This is a genomic window from Acidocella aquatica (assembly GCF_030160635.1).
Classification (GTDB): domain Bacteria; phylum Pseudomonadota; class Alphaproteobacteria; order Acetobacterales; family Acetobacteraceae; genus Acidocella; species Acidocella aquatica.
The window spans coordinates 132,852-148,033 of record NZ_BSOS01000094.1 but is presented as its reverse complement, the minus strand read 5'-3'; the positions used below and the strand labels follow the sequence as shown (position 1 = coordinate 148,033).

Annotated in this window: 13 protein-coding genes and 1 tRNA gene; 5 read left to right on the top strand and 9 right to left on the bottom strand. The window is 67.0% G+C overall.

Features of this window, described 5'->3' with window-relative positions; all coding sequences use genetic code 11:
• Nucleotides 1–103 precede the first annotated feature (103 nt).
• The 3 genes from QQJ84_RS17555 (at nt 104) to QQJ84_RS17545 (ending at nt 1,110) form a co-directional block, all read left to right on the top strand.
• Nucleotides 104–178 (top strand) — tRNA-Met (locus QQJ84_RS17555).
• Nucleotides 179–664: 486 nt separating this feature from the next.
• A complete protein-coding gene (locus QQJ84_RS17550) occupies nt 665–829 on the top strand; it encodes a hypothetical protein (RefSeq protein WP_284259624.1) in 165 nt (54 codons plus the stop codon).
• Nucleotides 826–1,110: a hypothetical protein gene (locus QQJ84_RS17545; protein WP_284259623.1), complete on the top strand. Its 285-nt coding sequence runs from the start codon at nt 826–828 to the stop codon at nt 1,108–1,110. Before QQJ84_RS17550 ends, QQJ84_RS17545 begins: the two co-directional genes overlap by 4 nt.
• A 50-nt stretch (nt 1,111–1,160) precedes the next feature.
• On the opposite strand, the gene QQJ84_RS17540 is transcribed toward QQJ84_RS17545, so the two are convergent.
• From QQJ84_RS17540 to QQJ84_RS17525, 4 genes are all read right to left on the bottom strand, one after another.
• A complete protein-coding gene (locus QQJ84_RS17540; RefSeq protein ID WP_284259622.1) occupies nt 1,161–1,922 on the bottom strand; it encodes a putative quinol monooxygenase in 762 nt (253 codons plus the stop codon).
• Between the two features lie 67 nt (nt 1,923–1,989).
• Nucleotides 1,990–5,520: a chromosome segregation protein SMC gene (gene smc, locus QQJ84_RS17535; protein WP_284259621.1), complete on the bottom strand. Its 3,531-nt coding sequence runs from the start codon at nt 5,518–5,520 to the stop codon at nt 1,990–1,992.
• 14 nt (nt 5,521–5,534) lie between these two features.
• Nucleotides 5,535–6,257: a DsbA family protein gene (locus tag QQJ84_RS17530; protein ID WP_284259620.1), complete on the bottom strand. Its 723-nt coding sequence runs from the start codon at nt 6,255–6,257 to the stop codon at nt 5,535–5,537.
• Nucleotides 6,258–6,312: 55 nt separating this feature from the next.
• Nucleotides 6,313–6,792: a DUF721 domain-containing protein gene (locus tag QQJ84_RS17525; protein ID WP_284259619.1), complete on the bottom strand. Its 480-nt coding sequence runs from the start codon at nt 6,790–6,792 to the stop codon at nt 6,313–6,315.
• Between QQJ84_RS17525 and QQJ84_RS17520 the strand changes: the two genes are divergently transcribed.
• Nucleotides 6,765–7,784, top strand: a complete 1,020-nt coding sequence (locus tag QQJ84_RS17520) for an A/G-specific adenine glycosylase (protein ID WP_284259618.1) — start codon at nt 6,765–6,767, stop codon at nt 7,782–7,784. The genes QQJ84_RS17525 and QQJ84_RS17520 overlap by 28 nt on opposite strands.
• Complete coding sequence (locus QQJ84_RS17515; protein ID WP_284259617.1) at nt 7,781–8,785, top strand: dipeptidase; 1,005 nt, start codon at nt 7,781–7,783, stop codon at nt 8,783–8,785. The genes QQJ84_RS17520 and QQJ84_RS17515 overlap by 4 nt, the downstream gene beginning before the upstream one ends.
• 10 nt (nt 8,786–8,795) lie before the next feature.
• On the opposite strand, the gene QQJ84_RS17510 is transcribed toward QQJ84_RS17515, so the two are convergent.
• From QQJ84_RS17510 to QQJ84_RS17490, 5 genes are read right to left on the bottom strand one after another with little or no spacing between them, the layout of a single operon-like run.
• Nucleotides 8,796–10,583, bottom strand: coding sequence for an ABC transporter ATP-binding protein (locus tag QQJ84_RS17510; RefSeq protein WP_284259616.1), 1,788 nt, complete (start codon nt 10,581–10,583; stop codon nt 8,796–8,798).
• Nucleotides 10,580–11,386 (bottom strand): ABC transporter permease, encoded by an 807-nt coding sequence (locus QQJ84_RS17505; RefSeq protein ID WP_284259615.1) that lies wholly within the window; start codon nt 11,384–11,386, stop codon nt 10,580–10,582. The genes QQJ84_RS17510 and QQJ84_RS17505 overlap by 4 nt, the downstream gene beginning before the upstream one ends.
• A 6-nt stretch (nt 11,387–11,392) precedes the next feature.
• Nucleotides 11,393–12,367 carry an ABC transporter permease gene (locus QQJ84_RS17500; RefSeq protein WP_284259614.1) on the bottom strand — a complete coding sequence of 325 codons (975 nt, stop codon included), beginning with the start codon at nt 12,365–12,367 and terminating at the stop codon, nt 11,393–11,395.
• Nucleotides 12,343–14,004 (bottom strand): peptide ABC transporter substrate-binding protein, encoded by a 1,662-nt coding sequence (locus QQJ84_RS17495; protein WP_284259613.1) that lies wholly within the window; start codon nt 14,002–14,004, stop codon nt 12,343–12,345. Before QQJ84_RS17495 ends, QQJ84_RS17500 begins: the two co-directional genes overlap by 25 nt.
• Nucleotides 13,977–15,182: a heme biosynthesis HemY N-terminal domain-containing protein gene (locus tag QQJ84_RS17490; RefSeq protein ID WP_284259612.1), complete on the bottom strand. Its 1,206-nt coding sequence runs from the start codon at nt 15,180–15,182 to the stop codon at nt 13,977–13,979. Before QQJ84_RS17490 ends, QQJ84_RS17495 begins: the two co-directional genes overlap by 28 nt.

Genomic DNA, 15,182 nt, shown 5'->3' with positions numbered 1-15,182 from the left:
GGAATTTCCATCTTCTACAGCGCAAGCGGCACACCGCAAAACGCGGTTTTTTATCCGCATTGACTTCTGATCGCCGCCGCATTACCCCGCTGCTTCACTGCATGGCGGCGTAGCTCAGTGGTAGAGCAGGGGAATCATAATCCCTTGGTCGGAGGTTCAAATCCTTCCGCCGCTACCAGCCAAGCCCCTTATGAAAATTGAAATTTTCAATATTATCCCCACGGCTTGTGGCCGCCTCTCGCGTCGGGACGGCCAAATCATCGACACGCCAAACCTATCCGGCGAACGCCGGATATCCGCCGGAACCGCCCCGGGTTCCCCGGAAGCCACTTGGTTCAAGCTATGCCGCGATCGGCATCGCCTCCCCTCCCAGAATTGTTGTTGACGGTAAAGTTGTGCATGCTGAGAGCCTGCCAAAGGTTGAAAATATCTCGAAGCGGCTTTCCTCATAAATTTTCGAGTTTTAACACTCTCACACGGCGCTGACGCTGGAACGAGCAATTTCATGGCACACAAACGTAAAAAATTGGTTCTGGCGGCGGCCGGCGCGGTGCTCCATCTGCACTGACGCGCGGCACCCAGCGCGAACCGCCTCACGCTTTATGGCAATGTCGATATCCGTGAGGTCAACGCCGCGTTTTACGATTCGGGGCGCATCAGCCAGATGTTGCTGCAGGAGGGTGACGCGGCCCCCAAGGGCGAGCTGCTCGCCAACCTCGATGAGGGCCGCTTTGCCGATGCCCTGGCCGCGCAGGCGTATAATGACACCAAACTCTACGCTCCGGCGATGGCATCGTCGAGGAGCGCATCCAGGAACCAAGCGACATGACCGCGCCGCAGGCACCGGTTTATGTCATCGCGCTCACCAACCCGCTCTGGGTGCGCGCCTATTTGCCCGAGACCGAACTGGGCCGCATCCGGCCACGCGCTGGTGGTCATCCGGGACAGCTTCCTCGAAAACCCCAGCCTCACCACGCTGCTGCCACAGTTCACCGCCATGGCAATCCTCGCGGCCATCAGTCTGGTTGCGGCGGGCTGGCTGTTCCGCAAGCGCTCGGTTTAGAGTGCGATCGTTTGAGGTTCGCTCAACCGAGCGAGCCGAAAGCGTGAATCGCCCTCAGAAAAATAGCTAGAGCGCGATCGCGCTTAAAGCGATCAGGCTAGCCGAATCCTCCTTGTGAATACGGCTTCAGCCCCGCAAAAAACGGCAGGATATAAGGGTCGTATTTGCTCACCGCCGCCATCGCTTCCTCAGGCAGCGCGCCCAGAAACTCCGTCACCATCGTCGCATTCGCAAGCAAGCGCTCATGCGCATCGTGGCAGTTTGCCATATGCGCGAACATCGCGGCCGCATCATCGTAGGTATCCAGCGCCAGGCACTCGCTCTCCCCGGCATCATAAAACCAATCGTAGCGCACGGTTCCCGTATCTTTGTCCTTAACCGCTTGCAGCAGCGCCGCCGCATCCGCCCTGAACGCTTCAAAACTGCCCGGGTTGATGAAAAATCTGGTGTAAATCTCTATATGCTTCGTCTCGCCCCGCCCCCCTGCCGGGCTGAACCGCGCCGCCGCCGAGCCTGCCCCCAGACCGGCCGCGAAACGAAACAATCTTGTCCCGCCGCCTGGAACCAGATCAGCATCCGGCGCCGCGTCAACCAGCATCTCAACCGCGCGGTAGGAAAACTCCCGCAACCGCATCAGCCCCGCCTCGGCGTTCAGATTATGCGCATCCATCGCCGCCTCATCGGCATGCACTTCCATGGCGATGCACTCGCCGCGCGCATCATCGAGAAACCAGTCATAACGCAGCAGCCCCGCCCCGGCGTTCCGGCCAAGGGCGGCCAGCTGTTCCACCGTATTCTTGAAAGTCTCCAGCCTGCCGTCATGGATTTTAAACTTCGTGTAGACTTCGATCTGCGGCATTGTCTGTTTCCCTGAAGTCTTTGTTGGCTTTTCAGAAAATCGTCATAGCCAGCCCGCATCCCCGGTCTTATTCCGCCGCCAGCGCCTGCCCGGGGTCCACCATTTCCACCGCTCTCGAGAAATCGACCGACAGCAGGCGGGAAATGCCGCGCTCCTGCATGGTCACGCCGTAGAGCCGGTCCATCCGCGCCATGGTGAGATGATGATGCGTCACCACCAGGAAGCGGGTGCCCGTTTCGCGCACCATGTCTTCGAGCAGATTGCAGAAACGCTCCACATTGGCATCATCCAGCGGGGCGTCCACCTCGTCGAGCACCGAGATCGGCGCGGGATTGCATTTGAACACCGCGAAGATGAGCGAGAGCGCGGTGAGGGCCTGCTCGCCGCCCGAGAGCAGCGAGAGCGTGCTGAGTTTTTTGCCCGGCGGCTGGGCGTAAATTTCCAGCCCGGCTTCCAGCGGGTCATCCGAGCCGACCAGCGCCAGATGCGCCTTGCCGCCGCCGAACATGCGCGAGAACAACATCTGGAAATGGCGGTCCACCTCGTTGAACACGGTTGAAAGCCGCTCGCGGCCCTCGCGGTTGAGATGGCCGATGGAGCCGCGCAGCTTGGCGATGGCGGTGGTGATCTCGCCGCGCTCGCGCTCGATGGTGGCGATGGCCTCCTCCGCCTCGGCAACCTCGATTTCCGCGCGCAGGTTGACCGGGCCAACCTCCTCGCGCTCGCGCGTGAGGCGCTCCCAGCGCCTGCGGGCCTTGTCCTCAGCCTCGGCGGTCAGCTCCGCCGGCGGATCAGGCAGGGCCGGGTTGGCGCCCAGACGTTCCAATATGCGCTCGGCGACCGTGCCCCAGGCATGGTTGGCGGCGGTGATGTTGCCTTCTTCGCGGGCGCGGGCCTCGCGCGCGGCGCTAAGCGCGCCCTCGGCGGCGCGGGCGGCGCGGGCGGCGGAGTCGGCCGCGCGTTGCGCGTTGTGCAGCGTCTCAGCGGCGCGGCGATGGACGGTCTCGGCGGTGGTCAGGCCCTCCAGCGCCTCGCGCCGCGCGGCGGCGGCCTGTTCCGGGGCAGCCTCAAGCGCCGCGATGGCGGCGGCGGCTTCATCATGCCGGGCGGCGAGATCGGTCAGCCGGTCGGCAGCGTCGATCCCGCGCTCGTTCCACCCGGCCATCTCATTGGCCAGGGTCTCCAGGCGGCGGGTGCGGGCGGAATCAGCCGCGCGCAGGGCCTCAAAACTCTGCCGGGCGGCGGATTCGGCCTGGCGAGCCCGGGTCAGCGCGGCGCGGGCGGCCTCAACGGCGGCGCGGGCCATGTTTACATCGGGCAGTTGCGCGGCATTGGCCTTCACCTGCGTCAGGGCGGCGTCAGCCTCGGCGGCTTCATGCGCGAGCTGGTCGCGGGTGGTGCGCGCGCTGGCCTCCCGGGCGCCGGCGCGCTCCGCCTCGGCGGTCAGGCGGATGGCTTCGGAACGCGCACGATCAAACCGCTGTTCCGCGGCGCGGCGGGCCTCGCGGGCGGCGGTCTCGGCGGCGCGGCGGCTATCGCGCACGGTGGTCTCGGCGGCGCGGGCGGCACGCTCGGCGGCTTCGGCGGCGGCGCGCGCCTCGCGGGCCTGGTTGGCGGCCTCGCGCGTGGCGGCGCGCTCGCGCTCCAGCTCGGCCAGCCGGTTGCGCTGCTTAAGCCGCACCGCCGCCTCCGAGGCGGCGCCCGCGCGCACGGTATAACCATCCCAGCGCCACACCGCGCCCTCACGCGAGACAAGGATCTGCCCGGCGTTGAGGTTGCCCTGGTGCAGATCGCCATCCGCCCCCTCGGGCAGCAGCAGGATATGCGACAGCGCGCGGGTGAGCGCCGCCGGGCCCTGCACCAGATTGGCGAAGGTCTTCAGCGGCACGACGGAGAGTTCGAGCGGCGGAAGCTTGCGCCAGTGGCGCGCGGCGTGTTCATCAGCGCTGGCTGAAAGCTCCTCGCGCAGCGCGGCGCCCAATGCGGCTTCCAACCCGGGGGGGACCGTGATCTGGTCGAGAATCGGCGCCGAGTCGCGGCCGAATTTCTGCGCCAGCAAAGCCGTCAGCGCGTCAAACTCGGTGATGATTTTATGCGCCGCCGATTCCGCCGCGGCGGCCTCGGCGCGGGCGGCAGCCAGGGCGCTCTCGGCGGCGGTGCGGGCGGCGGCGGCTTCGGCTTCGGCCTGCGCGCGGGCGGCCTCGGCGGCGGTTACCGCCTCACGCGCGGCCAGCAGCGCCGCCTCGGCCGCATCGCGCTCAGCCTCGGCGGCGGCGACTCGCTCGGGCGCGATCACGCTGGCGGCGATTTTATTATATTCGGCCAGCGCCTCGGCGGCGCGGGTGGCGGCGCGGCGGGCGCGCTGGTCAGCCTCGGCCAGGGCGCGGCGGGCGGCCTCGCCCTCGGCGGCGATGCGCGCAGCCTCCTCGGTGGCCCGGGTCGCGGCGGCCTCGGCGGCGCGCATCGCCTCCAACGCGGCATCCTCGGCACGGCCAGCCGCCTCCAGCGCGGCGGGGGCGGAGACGACCTCCGCCAGCAGGCGGGTTTGTTCCTCCTCCAGCCGGGTGCGCGCGGCCTGGGCGTCAGCCACCAGCCGGGTTGCGTGGCCGTGGTCGCGGGTCAGCGCCTCCAGCCGCGTGCGCGCCTCATTCAGCGCGGCGCGGGCGCGGCTTTCCACCTCGGAGGATTGCTCGGCCGCGATACGCGCACGCTCCAGCGTGGTGCGCGACTCGGCCTCGGCCACGCGCAGTTCCGGCAGCGCGGCCTCGGTCTCGGCGGCGTGGGTGGCGGCCTGTTCGGCGGCGATGGTCGCCTGGGTCACGCTTGTTTCAGCCAAGGCGAAGGCCTCCCGCGCGGCGTCGCGCGCCAGCACGGCCATGGCCCGCTGGATCGCCAGCAGCTCCGCCTCCGCCGCGCGGATATTGCCCGACAGGTTGCGGTAGCGCGTGGCCTGACGGGCCTGTTTCTTCAGCTCCCCCAACCGCGCCTCGATCTGGCCTTTCAGATCATCGGCGCGCGCGAGGTTCTGCTCCGCGGCCTTGAGTTTCAGCTCCGCCTCATGGCGGCGGGCATGCAGGCCGGTGATGCCGGCGGCCTCCTCCAGCAAGGCCCGGCGCTCCTCCGGCCGCGCATTCACCAGTGCGCCCACCCGCCCCTGGCTGATCATCGCCGAGGCGCGCGCGCCCGAGGCAAGGTCGGCGAACAGCGTCTGCACATCGCGGGCGCGGGCTTCCTTGCCGTTCACCCGGTAGGAGCTGCCCGAGCCGCGCTCGATCTTGCGGGAAATTTCCAGATCTGCCGCCTCGTGGAAGGGCGGCGGCGCGAGGCCGAGGGTCTCCTCCAGGGTCAGCGTGACTTCCGCCAGATTGCGCGAGGCCCGCCCGGCGGTGCCGGCAAAAATCACGTCCTCCATTTCCGTGCCGCGCATGTTGCGGGCGTTGGCCTCGCCCATCGCCCAGCGCAACGCCTCGACAACATTGGACTTGCCGCAGCCGTTCGGTCCGATCACGCCGGTCAGCCCCGGCAGGATCTCCACCGTGGTGGCGTCCGCGAAGCTTTTAAAACCGGCGATGCGCAGTCGGGCGAAACGTGCTGGCACGGTGGACGCTCCTCTTATCCGGCGGCGGCTTTGGCCACGGCGGCGGCGAAATCGTCATACGCCATCGCGCCGGGGTACATTCTGCCGTTGATGATGAAGGTCGGGGTGGCGTCGATATGGTCGAGCGCCTCGGCCTCCTGCTGGCCCTGCAGGATGAAGGCCTTCAGCTTGTCGTCGGCCAAAGCGGCATTAAAAGTTGTCTGGTCCATCCCGGCCAGGGCCGCATATTTATAGATCGAGGCATGGTAATCCTCGTTCGGCTGGAAGGCCCAGTCGTTCTGCGCGGCAAACAGCGCCTCGATGAACGGGTAATATTCATCCGGCGGCAGATAGCGCGCCACCTGGGCGGCCATCAGCGCCACCTGGTCCAGCGGGAAGTCATGGTAGATGATCTGCAATTTGCCGGTATCGACCAGATTTGGCTTGACCTGCGGCATGGTGACCGTCGCGAATTCCGCGCAATGCGTGCAGGTGAGCGAGAAATATTCATGCGCCGTGACCGGGGCGGTGGGCGAACCGATGGAACGCTGGCCGAACGGCGAATTGGGGCCCGCATTGGCGGGCGGCGCGGGGATGGCGGGGACAACCGCGGGCGCCGCGACGGGTGTGCTGGCAGGGGTGCTGGCGTCAGCCTGGGCAACTGGCAGTTTGCGGCCGTGCAGATAAAGCGCGGCCCCACCCGACACGGCGGCGGTAGCACCCACTAGGGATAGTATGTTACGGCGTGTTGCAAGCATTTTAACCTCTATATCTAGTGTAAGCAAATTCAGGCGGATGAGTCGAATCGTAAATTCAGCCGCGGCTCTTAATACCCTGGTAGAGCTTGGCCAATGCCTCGCCCAGCGGGCCTTCGGGCAGATCCGGCGGCGGGGGCACGGGGGCGCGTGGCATGGCCTTGGGCATGGGGGCGCTCACGCCCGGCGCCTGCTGCACAAAACGCAGCCGCTCGATCATCGCATGGCCAAGCGAGAGATTAAGCCGGGAGATGATCTGGGCGCTGCCCATCTGCAGTTCCATCGCCGTGGGGCCGGTGCAGGCCAGGGTGAGCGTGCCGGCCGCGAATTTCACCGGGGCGGCGCGCGCTGCCAATTCCGGCCCGGCCAGTTGCGGCCAGTCCACCAGCAGCGCGGCGGCGGCGGGGGCGCGGCGCTTGAAGGCCGGGCGCAGCACCGGCGCCAGCAGCGCCGCAATGCCGCGCGGCGAGTAGTTGCGCGGTTTCTCTTCAACCGGCACATCCTGGTTTTGTGAAACCCGCTTCCTACGCTCCGCCACCGGCCAAAAAACTCCTCTCATGGTATGCCGCCCACCGGCGGCACCTGCCCTGGCGCTCCGCCCCCGGCGCGCCCGCCGACCCTTATCACGTGTGGCTCTCCGAGATCATGCTGCAACAGACCGTGGTTGCCACCGTGGCGCCCTATTACGCGAAATTCCTCGCCGCGTATCCTACAGTTGAGTCATTAAGCGCGGCGCCGGTTGAGAGCGTGCTCGGGATGTGGGCGGGGCTCGGCTATTATGCCCGGGCGCGCAATCTGCACGCCTGCGCGCGGGCCGTCGCGGGGTTGGGCGGCTTTCCGCGCAGCATCGAGGGGCTGCGCGCGCTGCCCGGCATCGGCCCTTACACGGCCAACGCCATCGCGGCGATTGCCTTTAGCCTGCCGGCGCTGCCGGTGGATGGCAATATCGAGCGAGTCGCGGCCCGGATTTTCGCCATCGCCACCCCGCTGCCCGGCGGCAAAAAAGCGATCGCCACGGCAGCGGAATGTTTCATGGAGGATAAAGCCGCGCGCGCCGCCCCCGGCGATTTCGCGCAGGCGCTGTTCGACCTCGGCGCCACCATCTGCGCGCCGCAAAGCCCCGGTTGCGGGCGCTGCCCGTGGGAGCGTCATTGCGCGGCGCGCGCACAGGGCATCGCCGCCGCCCTGCCGGTGCGCGGCCCCAAACCCGCGCGCCCGCACCGCACCGGCACGGCCTATGTGCTGCTGGACGCGCAGGGCGATGTGCTGCTGCTGCGCCGCCCGCCGAAAGGGCTGCTCGGCGGCATGCTGGTGCTGCCCGAAGAGCCGCCTGTTGCCGCGCGCTGGCGCGATGCCGGGGCGGTGGAGCATGTGTTCACGCATTTTTCGCTAACACTGAGCGTGCTGGCGGCGCGGCGCAAAACCCTGCCCGGCGGCGCCTTGCGCGCACCCGCCGCCACCGCGCCGCTGCCCAGCGTCATGCGCAAGGCGCTTGACGCTGGCCGCCTGGCGCTCGACGATGCGCCATGACTCCAAATCCGCATGACGGGCTGATGGCCATTGATACCCATGTCGACATTCCCTGGCCCGACGGCCCCAGCCCTTTCGAGGACGGGCCGCGCTGCGTCGATCTGCCGAAGCTGAAGGCCGGGCGCATCGCCGGGGTTTGCTTTGTCGCCTATGTGCCGCAGGGCCCGCGTGACGATACCGGCCACCTCGCCGCCAACGCCCGCGCCCGCGCGATGCTGGACGACATCGCCGCCATGGCCCCCGCCAACGGGCACGGCGGCGTACTCGCGCCCACGGCGGATAAAATCGAGGCCGCCTTCGCCGCCGGGCGCACCGCGATCATCCCGGCGATTGAAAATGGTTACGCGATCGGCAAGGACATCACCACGCTCGACGATTTCGCCGCGCGCGGAGTGCGCTACATCACCCTCACCCATAACGGCCATAACGAAATCGCCGATGCCGCGATCCCCCTGCCCAGGCTTGGCGATGCGCCGGTGGAACACGGCGGCCTCTCCACTTTTGGCCGCGAGGTGATCGCGCGCATGAACGCGCTTGGCATGCTCATCGATGTTTCCCACGCCGCCAAAACCAGCATGATGCAGGCGGCGCAACTCTCGCGCGTGCCGGTGCTGGCGACACATTCATGCATGCGCGCGCTGTGCGACCACCCGCGCAACCTCGACGACGAGCAACTTGACATGCTGAAGGCCACCGGCGGGCTGGTGCAGGTAACGATGGTCTCCAACTTCCTGCGCCCCAAGGCCCGCGCGGCGGAGCTGAGCGTCGCCGATATCGCCGACCATATCGACTACGCGGTGCAGCGCATCGGCGTCGAGCATACCGGCATCGGCACGGATTTTGACGGCGGCGGCGGCGTGAGCGATTTCATGAACGCATCGCAGGCGCCCAACCTCACCGCGGAGCTGTTCCGGCGCGGATATGACAAGGCCGCCGTGGCAAAAATCTGGGGCGGCAATTTTCTGCGCCTGCTGCGCCAGGCGGAAGCGGCGCGGGTTTAGAACAATATGGCTAAACCCCGCGCGGTTGCGGCGCGGCGGCAATAAGCGCCGCGGTGTAGGCGTGCCGGGGTGCGGCAATGAGCGCCGCCGTATCGTTCAGCTCCACAATGCGCCCCTCGTGCAGCACCGCGATGCGGTCGGCCATATAGCTCACCACCGCGAAGTCATGGCTGATAAGAATGTAGGAAAGCGCGTCCGTATACGCGATATCCTTCAACAAATTCAGCAGCATGGCCTGGGTGGAGACATCCAGGCTCGAGGTTGGTTCATCCAGCACGATGATATCGGGGGAGGCCGCCAGCGCGCGGGCGATGGCGACGCGCTGCGCCTGCCCGCCGGAGAGCGTCCCGGGAAAAAGCCCGGCCAGTTGCGCATTCAGGCCGACACGGCGCAGCAGGGTTTCCACTTTTTCGCGCAGTGCCGCCTGGGGGAGCTGGCCTTGCAGCCGCAACGGCTCGGCGATGATCTCGCCAATGCGCAGCCGCGGATTCATGGATTCGCGCGGATCCTGAAACACCAGCTGCAACCGCCGCCGCCGCGCGCACCGGGCCGCGCCGTGCAAGGCCGCGAAATCCGTATCCTCCAGCAGCACCTGCCCCTCATAGGGCAGCATTTGCAAAATGGCGCGCCCAAGTGTCGATTTGCCCGAGCCGCTCTCGCCCACAACACCCAGGCACTCGCCCCGCCCCAGCGAAAAACTGGCATCCCGCAAGGCGGGCATCGCGGCCTTGGCCCCGAACCAGCCGGTTTTGCCGGCGTAGCGCACGCTGAGGTGTTGCACCTGTAGCTGCGTGATGAATCTGCGCGGCGCGGTGACCGGCAAAGCTTCAACGCCGGCGTGGCGGTCCTGCACCGGCCGCGGATAAAAACAGGCGGCGGTGGTGGCGCCGAATTGCGAGGGCGGGGGAAACGCCGCCTCGCAATCAGGCTGGCAATGCGCGCAACGCGGCGCGAAGCGGCAGCCGGGCGGGCGTGCTTCAGGCTCGGGCAGGCTGCCCGGAATATTATGCAGCCGCGCCTGGCCGACGCGCGCGATGGAGCCCAGCAGCGCCTCGCTATAGGGGTGGCGCGGATGTGTAAAAAACTGTTTCGCGCTGCCCCACTCAACGGATTTTCCGGCATAGAGCATCTGCACGGCGTCAGCATGCGCCTCCACCACCGAGAGATCATGCGTGACGAAGAGCACCGCCATGTTCAGCTCGCGGCGCAGCCGGGCGATGAGTTCCATGATCTGGCGGGCGATCAGCGGGTCCAGCCCGGAGGTGGGTTCGTCGGCGATGAGCAATTTGGGCGCGCAGGCGAGCGCCATGGCGAGCATCACGCGCTGGCGCTGCCCGCCGGAGAACTGGTGCGGATAATCCCCCAGCCGCGCCGCCGCATTGGGGATGCCAACCTCGCCCAGAAGCTCCAGCACCCGCGCGGTGTTTTTGCCGCCGCCGTTATGCACGCGCCACGCCTCGGCGATCTGCGACGCCACTGTGCGCGAAGGGTTAAGCGCCGCCAGCGGGTTCTGGAAGACCATACCGGCATCGCGCCCGCGCACACGGCGCAACGCGGATTCCGGCAGTAGCGCGAGGTTCTGCCCACCCAGCCAGACACCACCCGTGAGCGTGGCGCCGGGAGGCAGCAGGCGCATTATGGAGAGCGCCGCGATGGTCTTGCCCGAGCCGCTCTCACCCACCAGCGCCAGCATCTCGCCCGCGTTGATGGTGAGGTTCAAGCCCTCGACAATCGGCACATCGCGGCCGCCACGCGGCAAGGCGGCGGAAAGATTTTCAACGCGCAACACCGCGTTCATCGCGCATTGCCCCAGCGCGCCAGCAACCCCTGGCCGGTGAGCGAGGCAGCCAGCAGGGAGGCGAACACCAGCAGGCCGGGCGGAAGGATCAGCCACCACGGGTCCAGCGCGATGATATTCAGCGCGGATTGCAACAGGCTGCCCCAGCTCACTTGCGGCGGCTGCACGCCAAGACCCAAAAAGCTGAGCGCGCTCAAGGAGAAAATGGCATCCCCCACCATGAAGGTGCCGTTGACCACCAGCACCGGCGCCATGACGCGCAGCAGGTGCACGCGCGCGACATAAAACCGCGACGCGCCGGACTGCTCGGCCGCCAGCACAAAATCCCGTCCGCGCTGGGCGAGCGCCTCGTTGCGCACGAGGCGCGCCAGCGCGGGCCAGGAGATGAGGCCGAGCAGCAGGACGAGGCTGATATTGTTAAGCGGCACCAGCGCCGCGAAAAACAGCAGCACGATCAGGCTGGGCAGCGCCAGCACGGCATCGAGCAGGCGCATCAGCACATGGTCCACCCAGGCGGGCGCAAGGCCGCAGGCCAGGCCATAGGCAACACCGGAGGCAAACGCCAGCGCCGCCGCCGGCAGCGCAACCGAGAGCGTGGCGAAACTTCCCGATAAAATGAGCCATAATTCGTTGCGGCCCAACTCATCCGTGCCCAGCGGAAACATGAGGCTGGGGGGTTGCAGCGCGTATGCGGGGTGGATGGCGTAGGGGTCCGCCGTAACCAGCAACGGCGCGATGAAGCCAAGGCAAAATATCAACCCGCCCAGCGCCAGCCCTGCGAGCAACCCGCCGCGATTATTCATAACTTGCTACTCATAGCTTGCCCTGGGGTCGAGCAATCCGTTCACCACATCGGCCAGCAGGTTGCCCAGCACGGTGAGCAGGCCGATGACCAGCACGATGGCAATAAGAATGGGATAATCCTGCGCCAATGCCGAGCGCCACATCAGCCACCCCAGGCCGGGATAATTGAACACCGACTCCACGATGACCCCGCCGGTGAAAATATACGGCAACGAGAGGCCCAGCATGGTGACCAGCGGGCGCAGCGCGTTGCGCAGCACATGGGTGAAAAGAATGGCGGTGAAACCGACACCTTTCGCCCGCGCGGTGCGCACATAGTCGCGCCCCAGCTCCTCATGCACCGCCTCGCCGAAATAGCGCGAGAGCGAAGCGGTGGTGAACAGCGTGACGGTGATGACCGGCAGCACCAGATGCGCCGCGTAGCTGGCGATGCCCGGATGCGCGAGCCGCAAATCCACCATGCCGCTGGCGGGCAGCCAGCGGTGGCGCACGCAGGCCCACAGCACCAGCATGGCGGCAATGAAAAACGGCGGCAATGCGTAAAACCCGAGCTGAAACGCGCCGATGAGCCGGGCCGGCCAACGCCCGAAATACACGCCCTGCGCCAGCCCCAGCAAAATCGACAGCCCCGTGCTGAGCGAAATGGCAATGGCGTAAAACACCAGCGTGTTGAGCTCATAGCGCCAGAGCAGCGCGCCCACCGGGCGGTTGAGCAGATAGGAATAACCGAGCCGCCCATGCGCCAGATGCCACCACCACAGGCCGTATTGTTGCAGCAACGGCTGGTTGAGCCCGAGCCGGGCGTTGAGCTGCGCGACGGAGGTGGCGTTCGCCTTGAGGCCGAGAATGGAATACGCCGGGCCGCCAGGCGTGAGATGCGCCATGAAAAAAACCAGCGTCACCAGAATGAATATGGAAAGCCCCGATGCGGCCAGCCGCCTCGCCACCATGCGCATCATGGCGCCGCGGCCGCCGTGCAATAGAGTTTCTCCGGCGCCCAGGCGCCCAGCGGGTTGATGAAATCGCCCACGCCATGCAGCCCGTTGCGCACCAGCACTGAATATTGCTCGTTGGGCAGAAAAATCACCGGCTGCTGCGCGCTGGCATAATCCTGGTAGGCATATAGCCCCGCCATGCCCGGCTCGTCAGTGCTTTGCGCCACCAGCGCGTCCATCTTTTTGTCGCTGTAGCCGTTGTTGTTCAAATATCCGCCGGTGACGAACAGGTCTTCGCCGGAGGGGTAGGCGGCGAGATTTTCCCCGACCAGAATCGCCTCCCACGCATGCGGCTCGTGCACCATCTGGCTCAGCATCTTGTTGAATTCGACCTGGCGGATTTGCATCGCAATCCCCACCGCGCGCAGGTCCTGCTGCATCGATTCCGCCATTTCAATACGCAGCGGCTGCCCCGCCGGAATTTCCAGCGTGAAGGAGATGCTCTGGCCGCCTTTGCCCATGATGCCATCCTCCCCCGGCGCATATCCCGCCGCCGCCAGTAGCGCGCGCGCCTTCGCGGGGTCATAGCCCACCGGATAGCTCCCGGCCTTTGCCGCGGGGGAGAGGAAAATGGGCGGCACCACCGGCACCGGGCCGTAATCGGGCAGGCCGTGGCCATGCATGGCGAGGCTAATGATCTGCTGCTGGTTGATCGCATCGGCAATCGCCTGGCGGACCCGCACGTCGGCGAAATATCCGGTGCGGGGATTTGCCAAATTCGGAATCAGCTCATGCCATGCATAGGCGGGCGGCAGGGTCACCACATGCGCGCCCGGCAGATGCGATGCCTGATCGTACAGATCAAACGGCAGATTGCTCATATCGAGATCGCCCGATTCCACCGCCTGCAATTCCTGCCCCTCGGCGTTCTCGAATTTCATGATGAAGCGCTCGAAATGCATCGGCGCGCCGCCGTAGCGCGGGTTGGGGACAAAGGCCGCATCCACGCCGACGGTGAAGCCGCTCAACAACAGCGGCCCGTCCACCACGCCAAAAAACGCCGGGCTGCTCTGGCCCTGCCATATCTGATCGGTATTATATTTCTCCCAAGCGTGCGCCGGCAAAGGGGCAAGTTGCGACAAGCCGTTGAGGATGAACCAGTCCGGGTTGACCTGGTGTTGCAGCACCACCTGAAAATGCGCGGCGTCACTGGCCGTCAGGCTGGCGATGATACCTGGCATGCCGCCCGCGCCATAACCGGCGTAGCTGGTGCCGTAGGCTTTTATAAGGTCGAAGGCGTAGAGCACATCCTTCGTTGTCACCGGCACCCCGTCGGACCACAGCCAGGGGCGCATTGTCACATCATAGGTTTTGCCGGCATCCGGCGTGGTGACGCTGCTGGCGATGCTGCGTGACCAGTCGATCTGGTGATAGCGGTTGATCCACAGCAGCGACTCGAACATCAGCCCGGCGGCTTCGGCGTTATAAGCCGAGGTGATGAACAGCGGGTTGAACGAGGTGATATCCGCCCCCGGCCCAATGCCCAGCCCCGGCGGGATGATGATGGTGCCGCAATTGCCCGGTTCTTGAGGCAACGCGGGCGTTTGGGCGAAAGCAGGCGCGGCGGACAAAAACAGCGCCGCCGCCCAGGCCCTCAAGCGGCGGGGGCGGAAGTCTGCCATGCCAGCGTGCCGGGCTTGTGGCAGGCCGGGCAGAGCGCCGCCCAGTTTTCCTGGGGCGTATGGCAGGCGCTACACACCCAGGCCGGTTTTGCCCCGCCGCTGGGCGGTTTGCCCTCCAGGCTGGCCAGCACATCGCGCGCGCGCGCATCCGTGGCGCCCGCCGCAATCGCCGCCTGCGCGTGGCGCCGGGCTTCCGCCGGGAGGGCGGCGTGCAGCGAGGTCTGCGCCAGCAACAGCTCGGACTCGGCATGGCCGGGTTTTTCCGCCGCCAGCTCGGCCGCCGCCTGCACCTGTTCTATCAACCCGCTCACCGGCGCCAGATACGCCTGCGCGATCAGCGGGTTCGGCGCCGCCGCCCAGCCCGCGCGCAGCGCCTTGCTGGCGGCGCGCGGCTTGCCCGCATCGCGCAACGCCTGCGCCAGCGCCACCACCGCCGGGGCCAGTTTGGCATCGGCCTTTACCGCCTGCTTGGCAAAACTCAGCGCCTGGCCTTTGCCGGTGCTCGTCTGCGCCGCCGCCGTGGCCAGCGCCGCCACCTCGGCGGGCACCTGCGTCAGCCGTAGCGCCGCGCTGAAATCCTGTTGGCGCAGCGCCAGCTCCAGCCGCTGGGCACGCACCCAGGCGCTGCCGGGGTAGCGCGTCTCCGCTGCCGCCGCATGGGTTTTGGCGGCCTCATGGTCGCCTTGTTCCAGATGGTGCCGCAACAGGCCGCGATGGCCCAAAAAGCCCATTTCCTCATGCTGGCTAAGCTGCGCGAACGCCGCCTGCGCCTCGGCGGCCTTGCCGGCAAGCCGCGCCGCCTCGGCAGTGATCAGCAGCACCAGCGGCGTATCGCCCAACAGTTTTTTCGCCCGCCCGGCCTCGGCCCAGGCCGCCTTGGCGTCCTCGGCGGCCAGCGCCACCAGCCCGCGCTGCACCGCCACCTCGCCCAGCCTATGCCGCCGCCCGCCGCGCCAGGCGCTAAAGCCCCCCGGCGCGCGGCGCAGCACGCCCGCCACGCGCAGCAGCACGGTGAACAGCAAGGCGATGAGGAACAGCAGCAAAAGCGCGGCGGGGACCGAGGTTTCGACCGTATAGCCGCCGGAGGTCGCGCTCACGCTGCCTGGCAGCCCGCCGATCCACCATGCCAGCAGCAGAACAACCGCCGCGATGAGGATGAATTTGACCGCGCGCAGCAT

Coding starts and splice junctions, on each gene's coding strand:
- QQJ84_RS17510 (WP_284259616.1), bottom strand. CDS start 10,583: ATGAACGCGGTGTTGCGCGTTGAAAATCTTTCCGCCGCCTTGCCGCGT.
- QQJ84_RS17540 (WP_284259622.1), bottom strand. CDS start 1,922: ATGCCGCAGATCGAAGTCTACACGAAGTTTAAAATCCATGACGGCAGG.
- QQJ84_RS17545 (WP_284259623.1), top strand. CDS start 826: ATGACCGCGCCGCAGGCACCGGTTTATGTCATCGCGCTCACCAACCCG.
- QQJ84_RS17550 (WP_284259624.1), top strand. CDS start 665: ATGTTGCTGCAGGAGGGTGACGCGGCCCCCAAGGGCGAGCTGCTCGCC.
- QQJ84_RS17515 (WP_284259617.1), top strand. CDS start 7,781: ATGACTCCAAATCCGCATGACGGGCTGATGGCCATTGATACCCATGTC.
- QQJ84_RS17505 (WP_284259615.1), bottom strand. CDS start 11,386: ATGAATAATCGCGGCGGGTTGCTCGCAGGGCTGGCGCTGGGCGGGTTG.
- QQJ84_RS17530 (WP_284259620.1), bottom strand. CDS start 6,257: ATGCTTGCAACACGCCGTAACATACTATCCCTAGTGGGTGCTACCGCC.
- QQJ84_RS17490 (WP_284259612.1), bottom strand. CDS start 15,182: ATGCTGCGCGCGGTCAAATTCATCCTCATCGCGGCGGTTGTTCTGCTG.
- QQJ84_RS17495 (WP_284259613.1), bottom strand. CDS start 14,004: ATGGCAGACTTCCGCCCCCGCCGCTTGAGGGCCTGGGCGGCGGCGCTG.